This window comes from Phormidesmis sp. 146-12 (genome assembly GCF_052939495.1).
The window spans coordinates 38,929-54,822 of record NZ_JBJPHS010000012.1 but is presented as its reverse complement, the minus strand read 5'-3'; the positions used below and the strand labels follow the sequence as shown (position 1 = coordinate 54,822).

The 15,894-nt window shown below is 47.9% G+C and carries 17 protein-coding genes; 4 read left to right on the top strand and 13 right to left on the bottom strand.

Features of this window, described 5'->3' with window-relative positions; genetic code table 11:
- Nucleotides 1–55 precede the first annotated feature (55 nt).
- From hepA to ACKFKF_RS07915, 4 genes are all read right to left on the bottom strand, one after another.
- Nucleotides 56–1,906, bottom strand: coding sequence for a heterocyst formation ABC transporter subunit HepA (gene hepA / locus ACKFKF_RS07930; RefSeq protein WP_446867236.1), 1,851 nt, complete (start codon nucleotides 1,904–1,906; stop codon nucleotides 56–58).
- 405 nt (nucleotides 1,907–2,311) lie between these two features.
- Nucleotides 2,312–3,241, bottom strand: a complete 930-nt coding sequence (gene hepC, locus ACKFKF_RS07925) for a heterocyst development glycosyltransferase HepC (RefSeq protein ID WP_446867234.1) — start codon at nucleotides 3,239–3,241, stop codon at nucleotides 2,312–2,314.
- Nucleotides 3,242–3,872: 631 nt separating this feature from the next.
- Nucleotides 3,873–5,069 carry a chromate efflux transporter gene (gene chrA / locus ACKFKF_RS07920; protein ID WP_446867232.1) on the bottom strand — a complete coding sequence of 399 codons (1,197 nt, stop codon included), beginning with the start codon at nucleotides 5,067–5,069 and terminating at the stop codon, nucleotides 3,873–3,875.
- Between the two features lie 472 nt (nucleotides 5,070–5,541).
- On the bottom strand, nucleotides 5,542–5,814 hold the full coding sequence (locus ACKFKF_RS07915; protein WP_446857683.1) for a GlsB/YeaQ/YmgE family stress response membrane protein: 273 nt from the start codon (nucleotides 5,812–5,814) through the stop codon (nucleotides 5,542–5,544).
- A 409-nt stretch (nucleotides 5,815–6,223) separates the two neighbouring features.
- Between ACKFKF_RS07915 and ACKFKF_RS07910 the strand changes: the two genes are divergently transcribed.
- Together ACKFKF_RS07910 and bioA are read left to right on the top strand one after the other, a co-directional pair.
- The gene (locus ACKFKF_RS07910; RefSeq protein WP_446867231.1) at nucleotides 6,224–7,078 is read left to right on the top strand and encodes a biotin--[acetyl-CoA-carboxylase] ligase; all 855 of its coding nucleotides are present in this window, start codon (nucleotides 6,224–6,226) and stop codon (nucleotides 7,076–7,078) included.
- A 41-nt stretch (nucleotides 7,079–7,119) separates the two neighbouring features.
- Nucleotides 7,120–8,403: an adenosylmethionine--8-amino-7-oxononanoate transaminase gene (bioA, locus tag ACKFKF_RS07905; RefSeq protein ID WP_446867229.1), complete on the top strand. Its 1,284-nt coding sequence runs from the start codon at nucleotides 7,120–7,122 to the stop codon at nucleotides 8,401–8,403.
- A 1-nt stretch (nucleotide 8,404) separates the two neighbouring features.
- Here the strand turns inward: bioA and ACKFKF_RS07900 are convergent, their stop codons facing one another.
- The 9 genes from ACKFKF_RS07900 to ACKFKF_RS07860 all read right to left on the bottom strand — a co-directional run bounded on the left by ACKFKF_RS07900 (nucleotide 8,405) and on the right by ACKFKF_RS07860 (nucleotide 13,666).
- Nucleotides 8,405–8,614 carry a hypothetical protein gene (locus ACKFKF_RS07900; protein ID WP_446857686.1) on the bottom strand — a complete coding sequence of 70 codons (210 nt, stop codon included), beginning with the start codon at nucleotides 8,612–8,614 and terminating at the stop codon, nucleotides 8,405–8,407.
- Nucleotides 8,615–8,696: 82 nt separating this feature from the next.
- Entirely contained in the window at nucleotides 8,697–8,855 is a 159-nt protein-coding gene (locus ACKFKF_RS07895) for a DUF6760 family protein (protein WP_446867227.1), read from the bottom strand.
- Nucleotides 8,819–9,148, bottom strand: coding sequence for a phage tail assembly protein (locus ACKFKF_RS07890; protein ID WP_446867225.1), 330 nt, complete (start codon nucleotides 9,146–9,148; stop codon nucleotides 8,819–8,821). Before ACKFKF_RS07890 ends, ACKFKF_RS07895 begins: the two co-directional genes overlap by 37 nt.
- 13 nt (nucleotides 9,149–9,161) lie before the next feature.
- Nucleotides 9,162–9,512 (bottom strand): hypothetical protein, encoded by a 351-nt coding sequence (locus ACKFKF_RS07885; RefSeq protein ID WP_446857689.1) that lies wholly within the window; start codon nucleotides 9,510–9,512, stop codon nucleotides 9,162–9,164.
- Nucleotides 9,513–9,536: 24 nt separating this feature from the next.
- Complete coding sequence (locus ACKFKF_RS07880; protein ID WP_446857690.1) at nucleotides 9,537–10,031, bottom strand: phage tail protein; 495 nt, start codon at nucleotides 10,029–10,031, stop codon at nucleotides 9,537–9,539.
- On the bottom strand, nucleotides 10,032–10,535 hold the full coding sequence (locus ACKFKF_RS07875; RefSeq protein ID WP_446857691.1) for a phage tail protein: 504 nt from the start codon (nucleotides 10,533–10,535) through the stop codon (nucleotides 10,032–10,034).
- 235 nt (nucleotides 10,536–10,770) lie between these two features.
- On the bottom strand, nucleotides 10,771–11,238 hold the full coding sequence (locus ACKFKF_RS07870) for a phage tail protein (RefSeq protein WP_446857692.1): 468 nt from the start codon (nucleotides 11,236–11,238) through the stop codon (nucleotides 10,771–10,773).
- A gap of 39 nt (nucleotides 11,239–11,277) precedes the next feature.
- A complete protein-coding gene (locus ACKFKF_RS07865) occupies nucleotides 11,278–13,119 on the bottom strand; it encodes a phage tail sheath family protein (RefSeq protein ID WP_446867223.1) in 1,842 nt (613 codons plus the stop codon).
- A gap of 31 nt (nucleotides 13,120–13,150) precedes the next feature.
- Nucleotides 13,151–13,666, bottom strand: coding sequence for a Pvc16 family protein (locus ACKFKF_RS07860; protein WP_446867221.1), 516 nt, complete (start codon nucleotides 13,664–13,666; stop codon nucleotides 13,151–13,153).
- Between the two features lie 338 nt (nucleotides 13,667–14,004).
- On the opposite strand from ACKFKF_RS07860, the gene ACKFKF_RS07855 reads away from it, so the two are divergent.
- Both ACKFKF_RS07855 and ACKFKF_RS07850 read left to right on the top strand, forming a co-directional pair.
- Nucleotides 14,005–15,093 carry a sensor histidine kinase gene (locus ACKFKF_RS07855; RefSeq protein WP_446867219.1) on the top strand — a complete coding sequence of 363 codons (1,089 nt, stop codon included), beginning with the start codon at nucleotides 14,005–14,007 and terminating at the stop codon, nucleotides 15,091–15,093.
- Between the two features lie 30 nt (nucleotides 15,094–15,123).
- Nucleotides 15,124–15,798 (top strand): response regulator, encoded by a 675-nt coding sequence (locus ACKFKF_RS07850; RefSeq protein WP_446857696.1) that lies wholly within the window; start codon nucleotides 15,124–15,126, stop codon nucleotides 15,796–15,798.
- Nucleotides 15,799–15,894 lie beyond the last annotated feature (96 nt).

The following is a 15,894-nucleotide window of genomic DNA, read 5'->3' as shown; positions in this document are numbered from 1 at the left end:
AACCTTCCTCTCTTCTAGTAAATGCGTTTAAGTCTGGTTTGAAGCCTTTTCAGGGTTACTCTGCGCTGACTTGATGCTGCATCTGGTGGTAGTTCCAGAGTTTGCCGCGTTGGTTAAGCAGTTCTTGATACGTGCCTTGTTCGATGATTTGTCCTTGTTCCAAAACGACAACTTTATCAGCTCGGACAATGGTGGATAATCTATGTGCGATCGCAATCACCGTTCTTCCTTTTGACAGTTGCTCTAGTGATTGTTGAATCAATCGTTCAGAAACTGAATCCAGAGCGCTAGTTGCTTCGTCTAAGATCAAAATTTCGGGATCACGCAGCAAGGCACGAGCGATCGCTAACCGCTGACGTTGACCGCCAGAAAGCCGCACCCCTCGATCGCCTAACTGTGTCTCAAATTGGTCGGGCATTTCGAGAATAAAGTCGAGCGCGTTGGCTTGTTCGGCGGCTCTCAAAATGGCCTCGTCGCTGGCATCTTCTAAACCGTAAGCGATATTGTATCTGACCGAAGCGTTAAAAATAAAGGTGTCCTGGCTGACGATCGCCATCCTCTGTCGTAGAGAATTAATGGCAAACGATCGCAAATCTCGACCATCGATCAGAATTTGTCCGCCAGTCGGATCATAAAAGCGAGGAATCAAATCTACCAACGTTGTTTTGCCGGCTCCCGAACCCCCGACCAGGGCTGTCATTTTGCCGCGTTCGATAGTGAGCGTAATGTCTCTGAGAACGGGCTGACGCGGATTGTAGCCAAACTCAACCGCCACAAAATCAATCGATCGCCGCAGTTCGCTAAACGGATAGGTTCCATCTTGCAAATAGGGCTTGTTGTCACTTCTAAGGATCTCTTGAATGTTGGCGATCGACCCGCCAAAACCACTGAGTTGAGCGCGATTGCCGTTAATTTCGTGGAGAGCAGGCACCAGCCGAAACAGAATAAACAGAAAAGTTAAGAGAGAGGCGGTTTGCAGGGTTCCGTTTGCGACAAATACGGTGATGGCCAGAATGATCATGCTAATCAAAACCGTCGTGGCCAACCCTTCTGCTACCGGCCGCACCAGTGCCCACCGGGAGGCCGCTTTCATGCTGGCCTTTTGTAAAGTACCACTGGCTTGATAAAAGCGTTTTCGCTCATAGTCCTGGGTGGCAAAGGCTTGTACAGTGCGGATTCCGTTGATGAACTCTAATGCGATCGCTGTGAATTTTCCATTCGCTGTGGAAACTGCAAAACTACTTTCGCGCACTCGTGCATTCAGTTTGGTTAATCCTGCGATTAATAAACCGAACAATACGATAGACACTAGCGTTAACTGCCAGGAGATCGAAAACATCAACGTCACGTAGACCAGCAAAGTTAATCCTTTGGTGATTATATAAGCCAACAGTCCAAAGGCAATTTGTAGGCGACCGATTTCACCTGTGATCGAGTTGATCAGTTCTCCTGAATTGGTTTTGCCAAAGTAGCTGAGACTGACTGCTTGTAGTTGCTCAAAGATGCGTTTTCTCAAGCGATCGACTAATTTTTGTTGACAGAGTTCGGTATAAAACTGCGTCAAATAATTAAAGCCTGCTCGAATCCAGGTTGACACCAAAATCAAGCCAGAAACTCGGTACAGTCGATTGGTAGCCGAAGAATTGATATCTAGAACCCAAAGATCAAACCATTGAATTCCCGTTTGAAAAGGTTGTGCATCGGGACTCACCAAACTTTGGAGAAATGCAAGCAGGAATCCGAAGCCAAATCCCTCAAATGCTGCCGAACACAATGCAAACGTGATTGCAGCGATCGCTATCCACGGGAAATATTGAAACTCACGTAAGATCAAAGAATTTTCTTGCCAAAGGTTGCTTCCTCTAACAAGATTACGCACTGGATTAGGAAACTTCTTAGCTCGCATAAATAATTAGACTAGAGGGGCCGAAACTCAGGTTAAAGTCGGCGGTTTGCAATGAGTGTATGAGTTGTACCTGTAAACTTTGGGGCATTGCTGATTGGAGGGATGAATCTGTGAGAAGCGTCAAGCTTTTCGCCCCCTAAATCCCCCATTCTGGGGGACTTTGAACATTTGGTTCCCCTTCACATTGGGGCAATTCATCCCATGATTCAGCAACGCCAACTTTGGCTAAGATTTGGACTCTAAACTTTAGACTCTGGACTTTAGACTCCGTGCAAAGCAGCTTTTGAGTTTGAAGTCTGAGGTCAAATGTCACCAATTTAGGGAATTCCGTGGCGTTTGTCTAAAGTCTAAGGTCTAAAGTCTAAGGTCTAAAGCATGAGTACTCGCAAACCGCTCACCATTCTCTCAACAAGCCCCAAATCCAGAGAGTACCTTGGGCACCGTTCGTAATAGGATCTTGAAATCGCCTGATAGCGACCAATCGCGGAGATATTGTAAATCCCGATCGTTCACCATATCAAGGTCTAATAACGTCGATCGCGCTTCAACCTGCCACGCTCCGGTGATTCCTGGTAAGGCATTCAGTCGCTCTTGGAGTTCTGGGCGAATCCGAACAGCATCATACAGGGCCCAGGGTCGCGGGCCGACAAGGCTCATTTCACCGCGCAACACGTTAAAAATTTGGGGCAGTTCGTCCAGGCTGTATTTGCGTAACCACCTGCCCAGAGGTGTGATGCGAGGGTCGTCTTCGCGCTTATGAAGGCTCGATTGTGACTGATTGGACATCACAGCATGGTGATTTTTTTCGGCATCCACGCTCATCGTGCGAAACTTGAGCACTCGAAACAGCTTGCCCCGTTCACCAACACGCCATTGACGAAACAAAATTGGGCCAGGAGTAAAAATCTGTATCGCCAGCACGATCGCCAACATCACCGGACTCAACACCAGCAGCATCAAGGTGGCCAGACTCCAATCAAAGGCTCGTTTGCACCACCAGAGTCCTCTGCGCTTTTGGGGCAGGCGGGAGGCGGCAGGCAGACGCAAGTAGAGTGTCTTCCCCGCTTTTTCGCAAGCATCTGCCCAAAATTTGAGGGCGGCTTCGCTGAAACTAGCATCGACGCGAACCAGGCGGATAGGAGAACGCTTGAGACATTCGATTAGCCATTCCTGGTCGGCCAAAGGCGGTAGTGAGTTGCCTTGTGGCGATTGGGTAGGGTAAACGATCAATTGTTTGCGCCGCCATTTGAGAACGCATTCTGGAAAGCCAACCGTCGATCGCTGCCAGGTAGGAGTGTCGAGGGTTTTCAGGATTGCGGGATTAAACGTTGTCATAGGTATCCGACTTGTTTCAGGGTTAAGCGTCAAAAAAGAGTAGTCAGGTTGACCACATCCAGACTGTTAAAGGCATTAGCTGTGGGATGGAAGTCCCCGAACCGATTTGGACTTAGGCGGATAATAAATAACTCAAATGTTAATCAGCAGTCCGACGAATAAATCAGCTAGAAGTTAGAGATGTAAATTTTGGTTACTTTTGAGAAGCAAATTTTTTCGGATGGTCTAGTTCGTCCAATCCATGCCGTTTTTCAGGGATCAGGGCGCAACGATTCGTTTGGTAAAGCGGACATCGTAAGTGTCAGGAGCGTTGGATCAGGCGGGTCTCGATCGCTCCCTTCTGCAATTTCAGTCAATCGGATGCTCACTATATAGATAGATGTGCTAATAGATGTGCCAAATCACCTATTCCTTTGTGCCCGTACCCTTTGGCGAGAAGCTGGGTTCAAAGAAGTCATGCAGACTTTGGTGTACTGGCTTGATTTGGTGCAGCGTGAATTTTTCCCTCATCTGACCTTTTTTAGACATCAGAAGAACGAGAGATACCCCGCTTTCTTCCCGAATCGGTAGGGCTGGGGATCACGGAATTTGTGTGTGAATTTGGTGACAATTTACACTTATGACGATCGCTTTACTGAGCGTAGCCTAGCGAAAAGGCCAGCCACCCGATCGCTGCTCCCCCGATTACCAACCACGCCGCATTTACCTGAAATCGAATCGCTAAAACAGCACTGACTAGCGCGATCGCGACTGCCAAAAAATCAAGATAAGGAGCCGTCGGTTTTCCTAGAGTTGCGATTGCTAACTGTAATGTGACGACAGCCATCAACGCCAACGCACTCGCATTCACTGCGTCCAAAAATGCGGATGCCCATTTTGATCGACGAAAGAATGGAATAAAAGGATTTAACGCAACGACAAAAATAAAGGATGGTAAGAAAATTCCAACCGTTGCGACAATGGCTCCCGGAATACCTGCGATTACATATCCAATAAAGGCGGCTGTCGAAAGAATCGGGCCAGGCGTAAATTGACCAATGGCGATCGCGTCCAACAATTGTTGTTGAGTCAGCCAGCCATATCCCTCAACAAATTCGCCCTGAATAAATGACAGCAAGACGTAGCCTCCCCCAAACAAAATGCTGCCAATCTTGAGAAACGACCATCCCAACTGCCACAGCGAAACTTGAGAAGTCGCCACAGTCGCCGCACTTGCCTGCAAAACTGTGCCCGTCACAAGACCAGCGATAAGTAGATTCGCCTCTTCTGTAGAATTGCCGCGATCGGGAAACTGAAGCCAAATCATTCCCAACAATCCGCCGCTTAAGAGGGCAACAATTTCGTTGACGCGACCAAACCAGACGAGGAGCGAGACGGCGATCGCAATTACCCAAAGCTTACGAGTTTTGACGGCTTTTTTGCCCAAGCGCCAGAGCGCATCTAAGACGATCGCCAGCACAGCAGGTTTGATCCCATAAAGCAGGAATGCAATTTGAGGAATCGTACCAAATGTAACGTAGACCCAGGCGAATGCAACCGTGATGACGATCGCAGGCAAAATGAATCCAACGCCCGACACAATCAAACCCAGCCATCCTCCATAGACATAGCCAATATGAATCGCCATTTCTGTCGAGTTGGGCCCAGGAATCAGGTTAGTCGCGCCCAGCAAATCGAGAAACTGCTCCCGTGTCAGCCATTGTCGCTTTTTGACGACCTCATCTTCCATCATGGCAATGTGCACAGCGGGGCCGCCGAAACCGATGATGCCCAATCTAAAAAATAGGGTGGCGAGTTCTTTGAGCCGAAGTGAGGATGAGCGTTCCATAACCTTACTGTGGAAGAATCCTCTCTTAATTGAAGCGTAAAACACCCAAAAAGCCTGTGTGCAAGTAGACTTGATTTTCTCTACGTTTGTATGCTAGACCGCTGCAAGTTTAATAAACAAACCTGAGCAAGTATTTCTCTGATCATTAGGTAGAAATGATATGCAAAAGGGGATCTCCTAAATCAAGCAGTCTCGGATTCTCAAAGTCCTCCAGACTGGGAGATTTAGGGGGCGAAGGATCTGTAGCATTAACAAATTGATTGGGTATTATACGATCGACTGATGCGAGAAAGTACTCTAAATCGGCTCAAGTTTTAGCCCCAAGTGATTAGAAACCTGAGCGATAAAAAACCCCGGCCTCTTTAAGAAGTCGGGGGTTCTTGTTCATTCCGCAGAATGGCTTGTAGAGTTTGGTGACGAAGCGATCGCTTTACGACGATCTATTATGATCACCTTCAATCACCCTAGCAATCTAATAGGCATTGCGACCTGCAACGGCGTAGTAGATAAACAGCGCCAAAATTGCACCCAACACAGCGACTACAATACCGCCAAAGCTCAGACCAACCGAGCCTAGAGCGAGCGTCCCAGTTGTCAAAACCGTGTACAGCGTACCGCCCAAGAAGGCCCCTACAATACCCAAAATCATCGTTCCCAAAATGCCGCCGCCTTGGTGACCGGGATAGATAGCTTTAGCGATCGCGCCTGCAATTAAACCTAAAACAATCCAAGCTAGAATACCCATTGTGTTTTCCCTCTGCTAATGTTCTCTAAATTCAAGATGTACTTACATGATCAATCACTAACGTTCACAAGCTCAGACCGCACTGAGTAAAGGCTTAACCCTTTGATGTGACCTGGTAAAGATGCAATTTAACCTTTACACCGCTCTGATTTCTGTCCTATAAACACTCCTGTTGTTCTAGATTAGAACTTCAGTAAGAAACCGTTGCGGCTCGTGTTCCCTGGTGCGTTTTCCATGAGTTAAGATTAGCAATCTCAAATCTAAATCTCTGCCTACCTTGAGATAGGGAAGCGACCAACGAAAGTAGTAACTAATACTAAGATTCCATCTACCTTTGGAGTGATAAGGCTCGTCTAGATTGGGTTCCATAAACAATTTAAGAATTTAAGCGAAATGGTAGGCTCTTTTAATGGTTGGACAAGAAATAGGAGTGCGATATATGAGTGCGATCGTTCCAGACGCTCCTAGTTGGCTGCATTGGTTAGAAAGCTGTCCGAGTACTAATCGATGGGTGATCGAGCATTTAACTCAGTTAGAATCTGGAGCCGTCGTCTTTACTCAACAACAGACTCAGGGGCGGGGGCAACATGGGCGAACTTGGTACGCACCACCGGGAGTTTTGACGTTGAGTGTTGTGCTACACATTCCTACCTCACAGCTATCGGGACTTAGTTTGATCGCAGGTTTAGCGGTGATTTATGCGGTTGAAGAATTGATTCCCGATTTAGACCATCAGTTGCGCCTAAAGTGGCCGAATGATATATGGCTAAATCAAAGAAAATTGGCAGGTCTTCTCTGTGAGGGCGTTACTCAGGGAGACTATACAAAGCTAGTTGTAGGCGTTGGACTGAATCGTTGTGCTGATTTCTCTAAGTTAAAAGAGATGATCAATCCGATTAGTCTCCATGAAGTGGTTGCGGTTCCTGATGAATTTGCTTTTCTCGATCGCATTCGTGCTCATCTTTTAAAGATTACTACGCCTTGGCAATCATTACAGTATTCTCAAAACCAATCTGTTTTGCAGTCTCTATTATCTGATTTGCGCGATCGTGATGCTCTCTTGGGTCATACCGTTACGATTGAACTGCATGGGGAAACTGTGACAGGTAAGGCGGTTGGGATTAGCGATCGGGGCTGTTTGCTGGTGCGGTTAGCTGATCAGAGCATTCGCAGCTTCACCTCTGGGCATGTCAGCCAAATTGAAGAATGGGCGATGAAGGATAAAAGAATTGATTCAATTAGTCGGGATGGACTGGTACATTGAGTTTAGAAATTTAGGCGGATTGTTTTGCGATCGCTCATTCTATGAACTCCTCTGATTCTCCGATTTGGCGACCTTTTACGCAGATGAAAACCGCTCCTCCAGCGCTCAAAGTCGTGAGAGGAGATGGCATCTGGCTAGAATTGGAAGACGGGCGACGGGTGATGGATTGCATCTCAAGCTGGTGGGTGACAATTCATGGACATGCCCATCCTGTACTTGCTGAAGCGCTCTATTACCAGGCAAAACAGCTAGAACAGGTCATATTTGCCAACTTTACCCACGAGCCAGCCGAGCAGTTAGCCCGCAGACTGCTGACGCATTTACCAAACGCTTTGACGCGGGTGTTTTTCTCAGATAATGGGTCTACTTCCGTCGAGGTGGCGCTCAAAATGGCGTGTCAATATTGGCGCAATCAAGGCGAACCTCGCACACGCTTTTTGGGCTTTGAGGGGGGCTATCACGGCGATACGATCGGAGCCATGTCGATCGGCGGAAGTTGTGACTGGTGGCAGCCGTTTCGGGCGTTGATGTTTGAGATGGATGTGGTGCCATTTCCAGCGACGTTTGATGAAGATTCTGAAGTTGAGAATCGTGAAAATCAGGTGTTAGAGAAGATTGAATCTTATTTAAGTCGCGATCGCTATGCAGGCATTTTTATCGAACCGCTGATTCAAGGGGCGGGGGGAATGCGGATTTGTCGATCGCAGTTTCTCCGATCGCTGCAAGATTTGGCTCATCAGTTTGGCGTGCTGCTAATTTATGACGAAGTGATGACGGGCTTTGGGCGAACGGGCGAGTTGTTTGCGTGTCTCAAATCCCAGACGGCTCCTGATATTCTCTGTTTGTCGAAAGGATTGTCAGGGGGCTGTTTGCCGCTGGCGGTGACATTGGCGAGTGAGGAAATCTATCGATCGTTCTACAGTGACGACGCGAGTAAAGCGTTTCTGCACGGCCATTCCTTTACTGGGAATCCCTTAGCTTGTGCCACAGGATTGGCTTCCCTCACACTTTTAGAACAGTCTCCACAACGGTTTCGAGAGCTGGAATCTCAGCATCGTCAATACTTAAATCAATATCTAAAGGAACATTCTAGAGTCGAAAAAATCCGAGTTTGTGGAACGATCGCAGCAATGGAAATCACAACGCAGGAGCAATCAGGTTATTTCAACACGATCGGGTCTGATTTGCGCGATCGCTTTCTCGATCTGGGATTCTTTCTGCGTCCACTTGGTAATACGCTTTATCTAATGCCACCTTACTGCATCACCGATCACGAATTGGAATCAATTTATCAAACAATTCATAAAGTTTTAGATACGATATAACTCACGAACCAATCAGCTTCTTTAAATACAAGTAAGCCTCTTCGGGAGAACGCATCGCTGATTCTTTTTCGTTAGGAATGTAGAACTCCCAACTGTCTGGAAAATGACGCACCACAAAACTGGGAATTAACCCTAGTTTCAGTGCTTTTCGACCTAGCGCTTCGGCTTGTTCTGCTAGTGTAATTTCGTCGTTGAATGGAGCATTACTCATGGTTAAAATTTCTCGATCACGCTAATTTCCCAATCCTAGATCATCCCCGTCCTATTCCATCCTTCTTTCGGTTTCTTTTTCCTCAAATCAGCCGCTTGATTTCCTCAACCCAGCGTCGCCGCTCTGCGTGTTCCAGGTTCAAAATCTCGTCGCGTGACCAGTGAAAGTGCAGCGCAATAAAGGCTACCTCCTCGTATAGCTGCTCTAAGGGGTAGCCAAAAATTCCCCCGATGGGCAACACTCGACGTAGGGCTGGTTGAGATGATTGAATAAGGTTTGCAGGTCGGTGAGGTCAGTCAGAAACAGAGATTCGAGGTCGGAGGGCGCGATCGTCTCCCAGGTTCCCAATTGAGTAATCACCTGTGATAAGAGTATTAGCGTTCCATAGTTGGGGTCGTCTTGCAGATGGCGATCGTTCTGGATCAAAAGTTCATCGTTGCCAGTCACCCGCCGCATCGTTCCTTGTTGCTGCAATTTTCCGGTAGCGTCGATCAATCCTTTGGAAAGTGTGAAATTGAATGCGATCGGTTTCATGTTCTAACGTGTTTTAAGAAGCGTTCAGTTGCAATACATTTGGTGAGGGCGAAGTATTCGTTGACACGTTGCCAGGATCTTCTAATTCATTAATTTGACGGTAAAACTTCTGTAAATAACTCAGATCACAAGCGAACAATCCCTCAATCACAGTTGGGGTAATTTCCTGTAAGATTCCCAGTTGCGTAATGACTCTCGTTAAGATGATCACCGTTGCATAAGCAGGATTGGTTTTGACACGCGGATCGCGCATCGGAACGATTTCATCGATCGCTCTCGACAATCGCATTACGCCCTGACGGTGCAGATTTCCTTCGCCATCAAGATAGCCTTTGGGTAACGTAAACTCAAATTCAGTTTGCATGTCGCCTCCTTAATTCTCCGCTCCTTAATTCACTGCAACCCGCTTCAATCCTTCTACTGCCACTTCCAACTCTTCGACGACAAATCCACCTTCGGCTGCACTCAAATCTGTAATGCTGTAGCGCATAGGCACGCCGGACTGAAACTCCAACCGAAATTGCGCCTCGGCTGCCTGGTTATACACGACTAGCGAACCGTCTCGACGCTGTTTTGACCAGTTGCCCTGCCCCACCGTTTCCATCCAATTCCACAACGTTGCTGAGACGGTCAGACCTCGCCGCAAAATCAGATTGGTGTAGGTGACATTCCCCGGAATTTTGGTGCGAACCACTCGACCGATCGACGTGCCCGCTTTGCCCCAGGTTTGAGGGGTGACTTCGCAAGCCTCGATTACCGCTTGGCTCACCTGAAAGCCCTGACATTCGCTAAAGTAGCCGTCTACAGAATCGTCGCTGCCGTCGAGTTTGAGTTCCAAATAAAAGCGACAAGCGGTGAGAATTTCGGGAAAAGCAGTAGGCATTTAAGGATCTTTGAGCGAGAATTTCATGCGTTCAAATTGCAACTCGAATGTCCAGGTTTCCAAATCGCTGCTAGTTGCGGTTCGAGCCGGGACTTCAAAACTGCTGGGGAGAACTCCGCTAAAGTCGTATTTGATGCCCACTTTGCCGTCGGTGCCTGAATAGTAGACGTTGACGGTCATATCTTTGCGGAGCGATCGCGCCTTAGCTGCTTCTCCCAAGTTGGCTTTTGAGGAGCAGTCTGAATACCACTGATAGAGTTTGGTGTCGTCACCCTGCTGGTGTTTGCCGGGAATGAGAACGATTTTGACACTGCCATATTTAGGCTGACTGGGGACGCTGAGAATCAGGGCTTTGCCTTTGGGCCCAGAGCCGATCGAGTTCTCGGCCTGAGCGGGCGACATATCGACTTGCCAACCGCTGACTTCTTTGACAATTAGATTCTTCAAATCGGTCAATTCGACATCAAAACTGTCTTTAGATAAATACTCTGGAACGTCTGCCATATTGGGTTCTCCAATTTGAAGGGATGAGGGAATTCAGGAAGAGATGAGGGATGAGGGGATTCCAGAAGGGATGAGGGACTCCTTCGCTGCGGTACAAATCCGGGCAGCCCCCTAAATCCCCCACGAGTGAGGGACTTTGAAAGAAGAATATAATCTGAAAGTCCCCCAGATTGGGGGGTTGGGGGGCAAAAGCGCTAAACAACGAAGCGGAAAAATTCACCGAATTCACACCGTTTTAAGAAGCGCGTTCAAATTGATCGACTTGGAGGGTGAAGGTTTCTTCAAAAAGTCCGCCGTCGATCGTCAGGGAGTCGATCGTGTATTTGCAAATCCAGGCGTTGTCGAGTCGCCAGGAACTGATTTTGGTGCCTTCTGAGTTGTAGGCATCGATCGAGCCTTTTTTGCGGGCCGAATCGGGAAAGCCTTTGCCGTTTTCAGACTTGGGCATACATTCTTGCAGCCAGGTACGCATTTTGGAACTGGTGCTTTTTTGATCGCCGCTGGCTAGTGTTTTTAAGGTAATTTGAGCAGATTGTTCTCGCTTTTTGGTTAAGGTTTGGCGCACGCCTCCTCGTTTGCCTGACATCTGCACATCTCCCCCTTGAACATCGGTTTTGTAGGGCGGAATATCCACACTCATAAACAACAAACTGTCCAATCCGTCGATCACTAATTCAAAATTTTCAACCGTTACGATCGCCATTTCAATTCTCCTTCAGCTATCAAAATCCACAACTCAAACTTACTGATTGGGCGACCACTGACTAATCTGGAAGATCACAAATTCCGCAGGTCGAACCGGGGCAACGCCAATTTCGATATACAAACGACCTTTCATAATCGTGTCGGGCGTGTTGATCGTGGCATCACATTTGACATAAAACGCTTCTGCGGGAGAACCGCCAAACAAAGCGCCCTGTCGCCATAATCCTTCTAAGAAATTGCTGACGGTGCGGTTGACTCTCGCCCACAAATCTTGATCGTTAGGCTCAAATACGACCCATTGCGTACCCATCTCGATCGACTTGGCAATATAACTCATCAACCGTCGCACACTAATGTAACGCCATTGAATATTGTCAGGTTCGACTAAGGTACGAGCGCCCCAAACTTTATAACCGCGGGTGTAGGTCGAGAAGTTGCGAATACAGTTGATGCCTTTGGGATTGAGCAATTCTTGTTCTCGAATATTGACTTCATAAGCCAAGCCCAACACTCCCCGCGGCGTTTCATTGGCGGGAGCTTTAAATACCCCACGCTCCTGATCTACCCGCGCCCAAATGCCCATCATGTGACCTGAAGGCGGTACGAAAATTGGCTTGCCGTTGTCTCCAGGATTTGCCACTTCAATCCAGGGATAGTAAAGGGCAGCAAACTGCGATCGGCGATTCAAATCGCTGCTTAACCATTGATCCACATCCTGGGGCGTGTGTTCTTTTGGAGAAACGATTTCCTCGCCTTTCATCGGAGGAGCATCAATCACCGCCATGCGAAAAGCTGGACTGGGAAACGCATTTTCACAGTTGCCGATCATCAGTTCCATAAAGCCTTTGACCTGATCCCAACCGAGCCAGCTTTGTTGCAGCGCCAGCATCAAATCAGGACAGGAAATCATCGCCACTTCGTCAACTTCAAAAATTCCCTGAACGCCTGTCTTCTTCTTCCGCACCCCTTGCAACTCTTGAGTCCAAGTGGCTGGATCGAGACTTTCGGGCGGAGGAACTAGTTCATGAGTGCCGCTAGTGGGGCGTTGAGCGATCGCCGCCGTGATCGCCTTAGCCGGATTTGCAGTATCTGTCGTCAAAGCGGTTACGTCTGTGGGCAATTCTACCGTAATTAGTTTTGACCCATTGGTTGCATCAGCAAGCTTCGTAATGACATAGCTTCCTACCTTTGCATCAACCCCTTGCCGCATGGTTAAGCCACTGTGTTCTTCTAGAACTTCTTCGTCATCTCGGACAACGATTTTGAAGAATTCGCCCGTATCAAAACTACCATCTAGCGGTTCATCAGGTTGAATCGAAATCAACAGAGGACGAGGCGCGGGAGCGGGAGGCAATTGAGGAGTTGCGGGAGTTTCCGCATTTGGGTCAGCAGGCGTTGCAGGCGTTGAGTCAGCAGCAGGGGCAGGCGTTGCAGGTGCTTTGAATTTAAAGACTAAAGAAGGCTTTTTGCTGGCGTTGTGGAGCAGTAGTTTAATGCCATTGGGGGACGGCTCCTCGTAGCCCTTGATGGGGGGTTTACGACCGATACTCACCACCCAACACCGACCGCCTCCATTCTTAAACCAGCCGTCCACCGCGAATGGGAGATAAAAGAAAAAATCCTTTTTAGCTTTGGGGTCATCAACCTTTGCGGGGTCTCCAGGAAATCCTGCGAATCCCGTAGACCCTGGTTTGCCAAAGTACTGCAAATATTGATCCCAACTCGTCACCAACATCGGTTTGAACTGTTCTGCCCCGCCGCGAATGTCTTCGGTAAAACCAACAAACCCGGCAACGCTTAGGCTCACACCCTCGATCGGACGACTGCCGCGATCGACCTCTTCAACATATACGCCAGGAGCAAAGTAATCTAAGGCCATGAGCAGAAGTCCTCCAAGTTAAGTAAAAAAGTTAATTGTGTTGACTGACTACGCAAGGTGAGCCATGTGAGCAAAAAGGCACTGTGACAACTACCTGCACTGAGGGCCGCAACGGCACGCCTAACGCTCGCCAGAGTTGTGCCGTTTCACTCAGGTCTTGACCCGAAACCCTCATAGGCAATAGCCCCTGGTGTCGCAAAACGGGAGCGAGAGACGCTTCGGGTAGAAAATGATGTCGTAATAGCAGAGTCAACACCTCCGATATCAAATGCTGTTCGCTCAGGGCGGTTGAGTCCCAAACGCTGATCAAAAACGAAACATCGACCCTTTTAGCAAGTGAATTTTCTGATGAAATTGACTCGGAAGCGTCTGGATCGCTAACCGCGTGGGCAAAACAATGTTCGCGTAAGTCGTAGCAGTAGAGATTGAGGCGCAGTCCTGGAATGGATTTTGTGCCAGGGTGATTAAAGTAAATCTGCTCTTTACGAATGAACGAAATTTCACTAGACAGAATTTCCGCCAAGGTTTGGGCGATCGCAGAAATCATAGAACTCAGGTCGATAGACCGTACAGGTTATAGATTAGGGATTTGATCACCCAAACGTTATTAGACCTTTGTCGAAATTTTAAAAAATATGTGGGAATGGATAAATTCTCCCTCATTGCGATTAATCTAGGCGATGAGTAACTTTTAGTACCATTTCCTCTTTTTAGGGAATCAGGGGGCATTAAAATGAGGTAATACCGCTAGATGTCTTTTTGATCTATCAGTTAATCTTCGGTCTGGTTTGTGTGGTTCCTAGTTTTATCCAACGCTTCTAGGCAAGTCTTTTCGACTCTATTCAACTTTTTCCAAAGAATTCGTTGCGTTAGACACTACTTAATATGTGTTCACTTAGCCTGCTGGACACGAGAGATGTTTATCATCTCCACCTCAAGCAGTTAGCAGCCCAATTGCCCCTGGTTGCAGCTTGTCTTGTATTCCGATCGCTCAATTCTGATCGTCAAGTGATCACTTATTGCGATCGCGATTCCTCCAAGTTGGATTCTGATTTGAATTCTGATTTGGATATAGAAGCGATCGCCGTTAAAGTCGAAGCCTGCCAGGAACAAATTCTGTCTATTCTACAGGTCGTAGAACTTAAGTCAGCAGTTCATTACAAATCCTATGTTTGTTTATTATCGCTGCGACCTGATTGTGAGTACTTGCTAGTATGCTGTGATGAATGGCTCTCTGATCACCAGCAAGCTATTATCCAACAACAAGCCCACGTTATCAGGCAGTCACTACTCTTACACGAGGAGTATTCCCGTCAAGAAGCCAAGATACAGCTTTTAGAACAGGTCGTACAACGAGTTGAACATCAGCTACGAAATCCCTTATCGCTGATTAGTCTCCATGCAGATCTGCTTCATTTACAACTGCCAGAAGGACGGCTCAGACAAGAAGTTGAAACGATTCAAGAAACCGCTAAAGATCTGAGTGTAAACCTGAAGAACTTACTCTATTGTGGCTCGCAAGCAGGACTCAATATCACAGCCTGCGACCTGCGATCGCTCTTTCAAGCCAGCGTGACCCAACTCAAGGAAGCGATCGCTGACAAACAGCTAGAGATTCACTATTCAAATTCCTCGGCGATGCTGACGGTAGACGGTTGGCAGATTCGACAGGTGTTTGACAATCTCTTGAGTAATGCAATTCATTTCAGCCCACCGGGAAGCACAATTTCCTGTCACTGGCAAGTTTTTCACTCCGAAGTTTTGATCGAGTTCTCTGACCAGGGATCAGGCTTATCGCCCACCGATCTCACCCAGGCATTCGTCCCTTTCTACTCTCGACGCTCCGGCGGCACAGGACTAGGACTGGCGATCGCTCAGAAGATTATTCTCGACCATCAAGGCAGTCTCTGGGCCGAAAATTTGCCCCAGGGCGGAGCGCAGTTTTCGATTGTCCTTCCCCGACTTAGCTCATAAAGTTCACCTCCCCACTCAGGTTTCTCTACCATGTCACTCCTTACTATTTCTGTTTTGTTAGTGGACGATCGCCCCAGTTTTCGTCAAGGATTACGAACGCTACTCGACTTTTATAGCGTCACTGGATCGATGCAGTTTCAAGTGGTGGGTGAAGCGGCGACTGTCGATCAAGCCATTCACCTCACGGCAGAACAACATCCCACGTTAGTCTTATTAGATTTAGAACTGTCACAGAGCAGTGGCATTGATTTCCTGCTGCATCAAAAAGCCCAAAATGCGACGACTAAAGTTCTTGCGCTCTCGGCTCATCAAGAGGATGAATGGGTGTTTCGAGCAATGCAAGCAGGTGCCTGTGGATACGTATTCAAAGAAGGGTTAGCGGCTCATTTGTGTGAAGCGATCGCGACCGTTTTGCAAGATCAAGTCTATTTGCCTCCCGATGTCGCGACGAGTTTTTTCCGGCTGTTCCATTTCTACGCAGGTCGATCGATTCAGGCGCGTCAGGCTTGTCGGCTCACCGATCGCGAACAGGAAGTGTTGAAGTGGCTCGTACAAGGTGCCTCTAACGAAGAAATCGCTAAACATCTCTACATCACCGTTGCCACCGTCAAAGCTCACCTCACCGCCATTTTCGAGAAAGTCGGAGTCAGCAGCCGAACGCAAGCGATCGTCAAAGTTCTCAAACTAGGACTGGTATCAGCATAAGAGTGAGGAGTGAATTGATATTGATCTTGATATTCATACAACACCCAGCGCTTTTCCTCCGTCCTCCGTCCTCCCTCCTCCCTCCTCCCTCCTCCC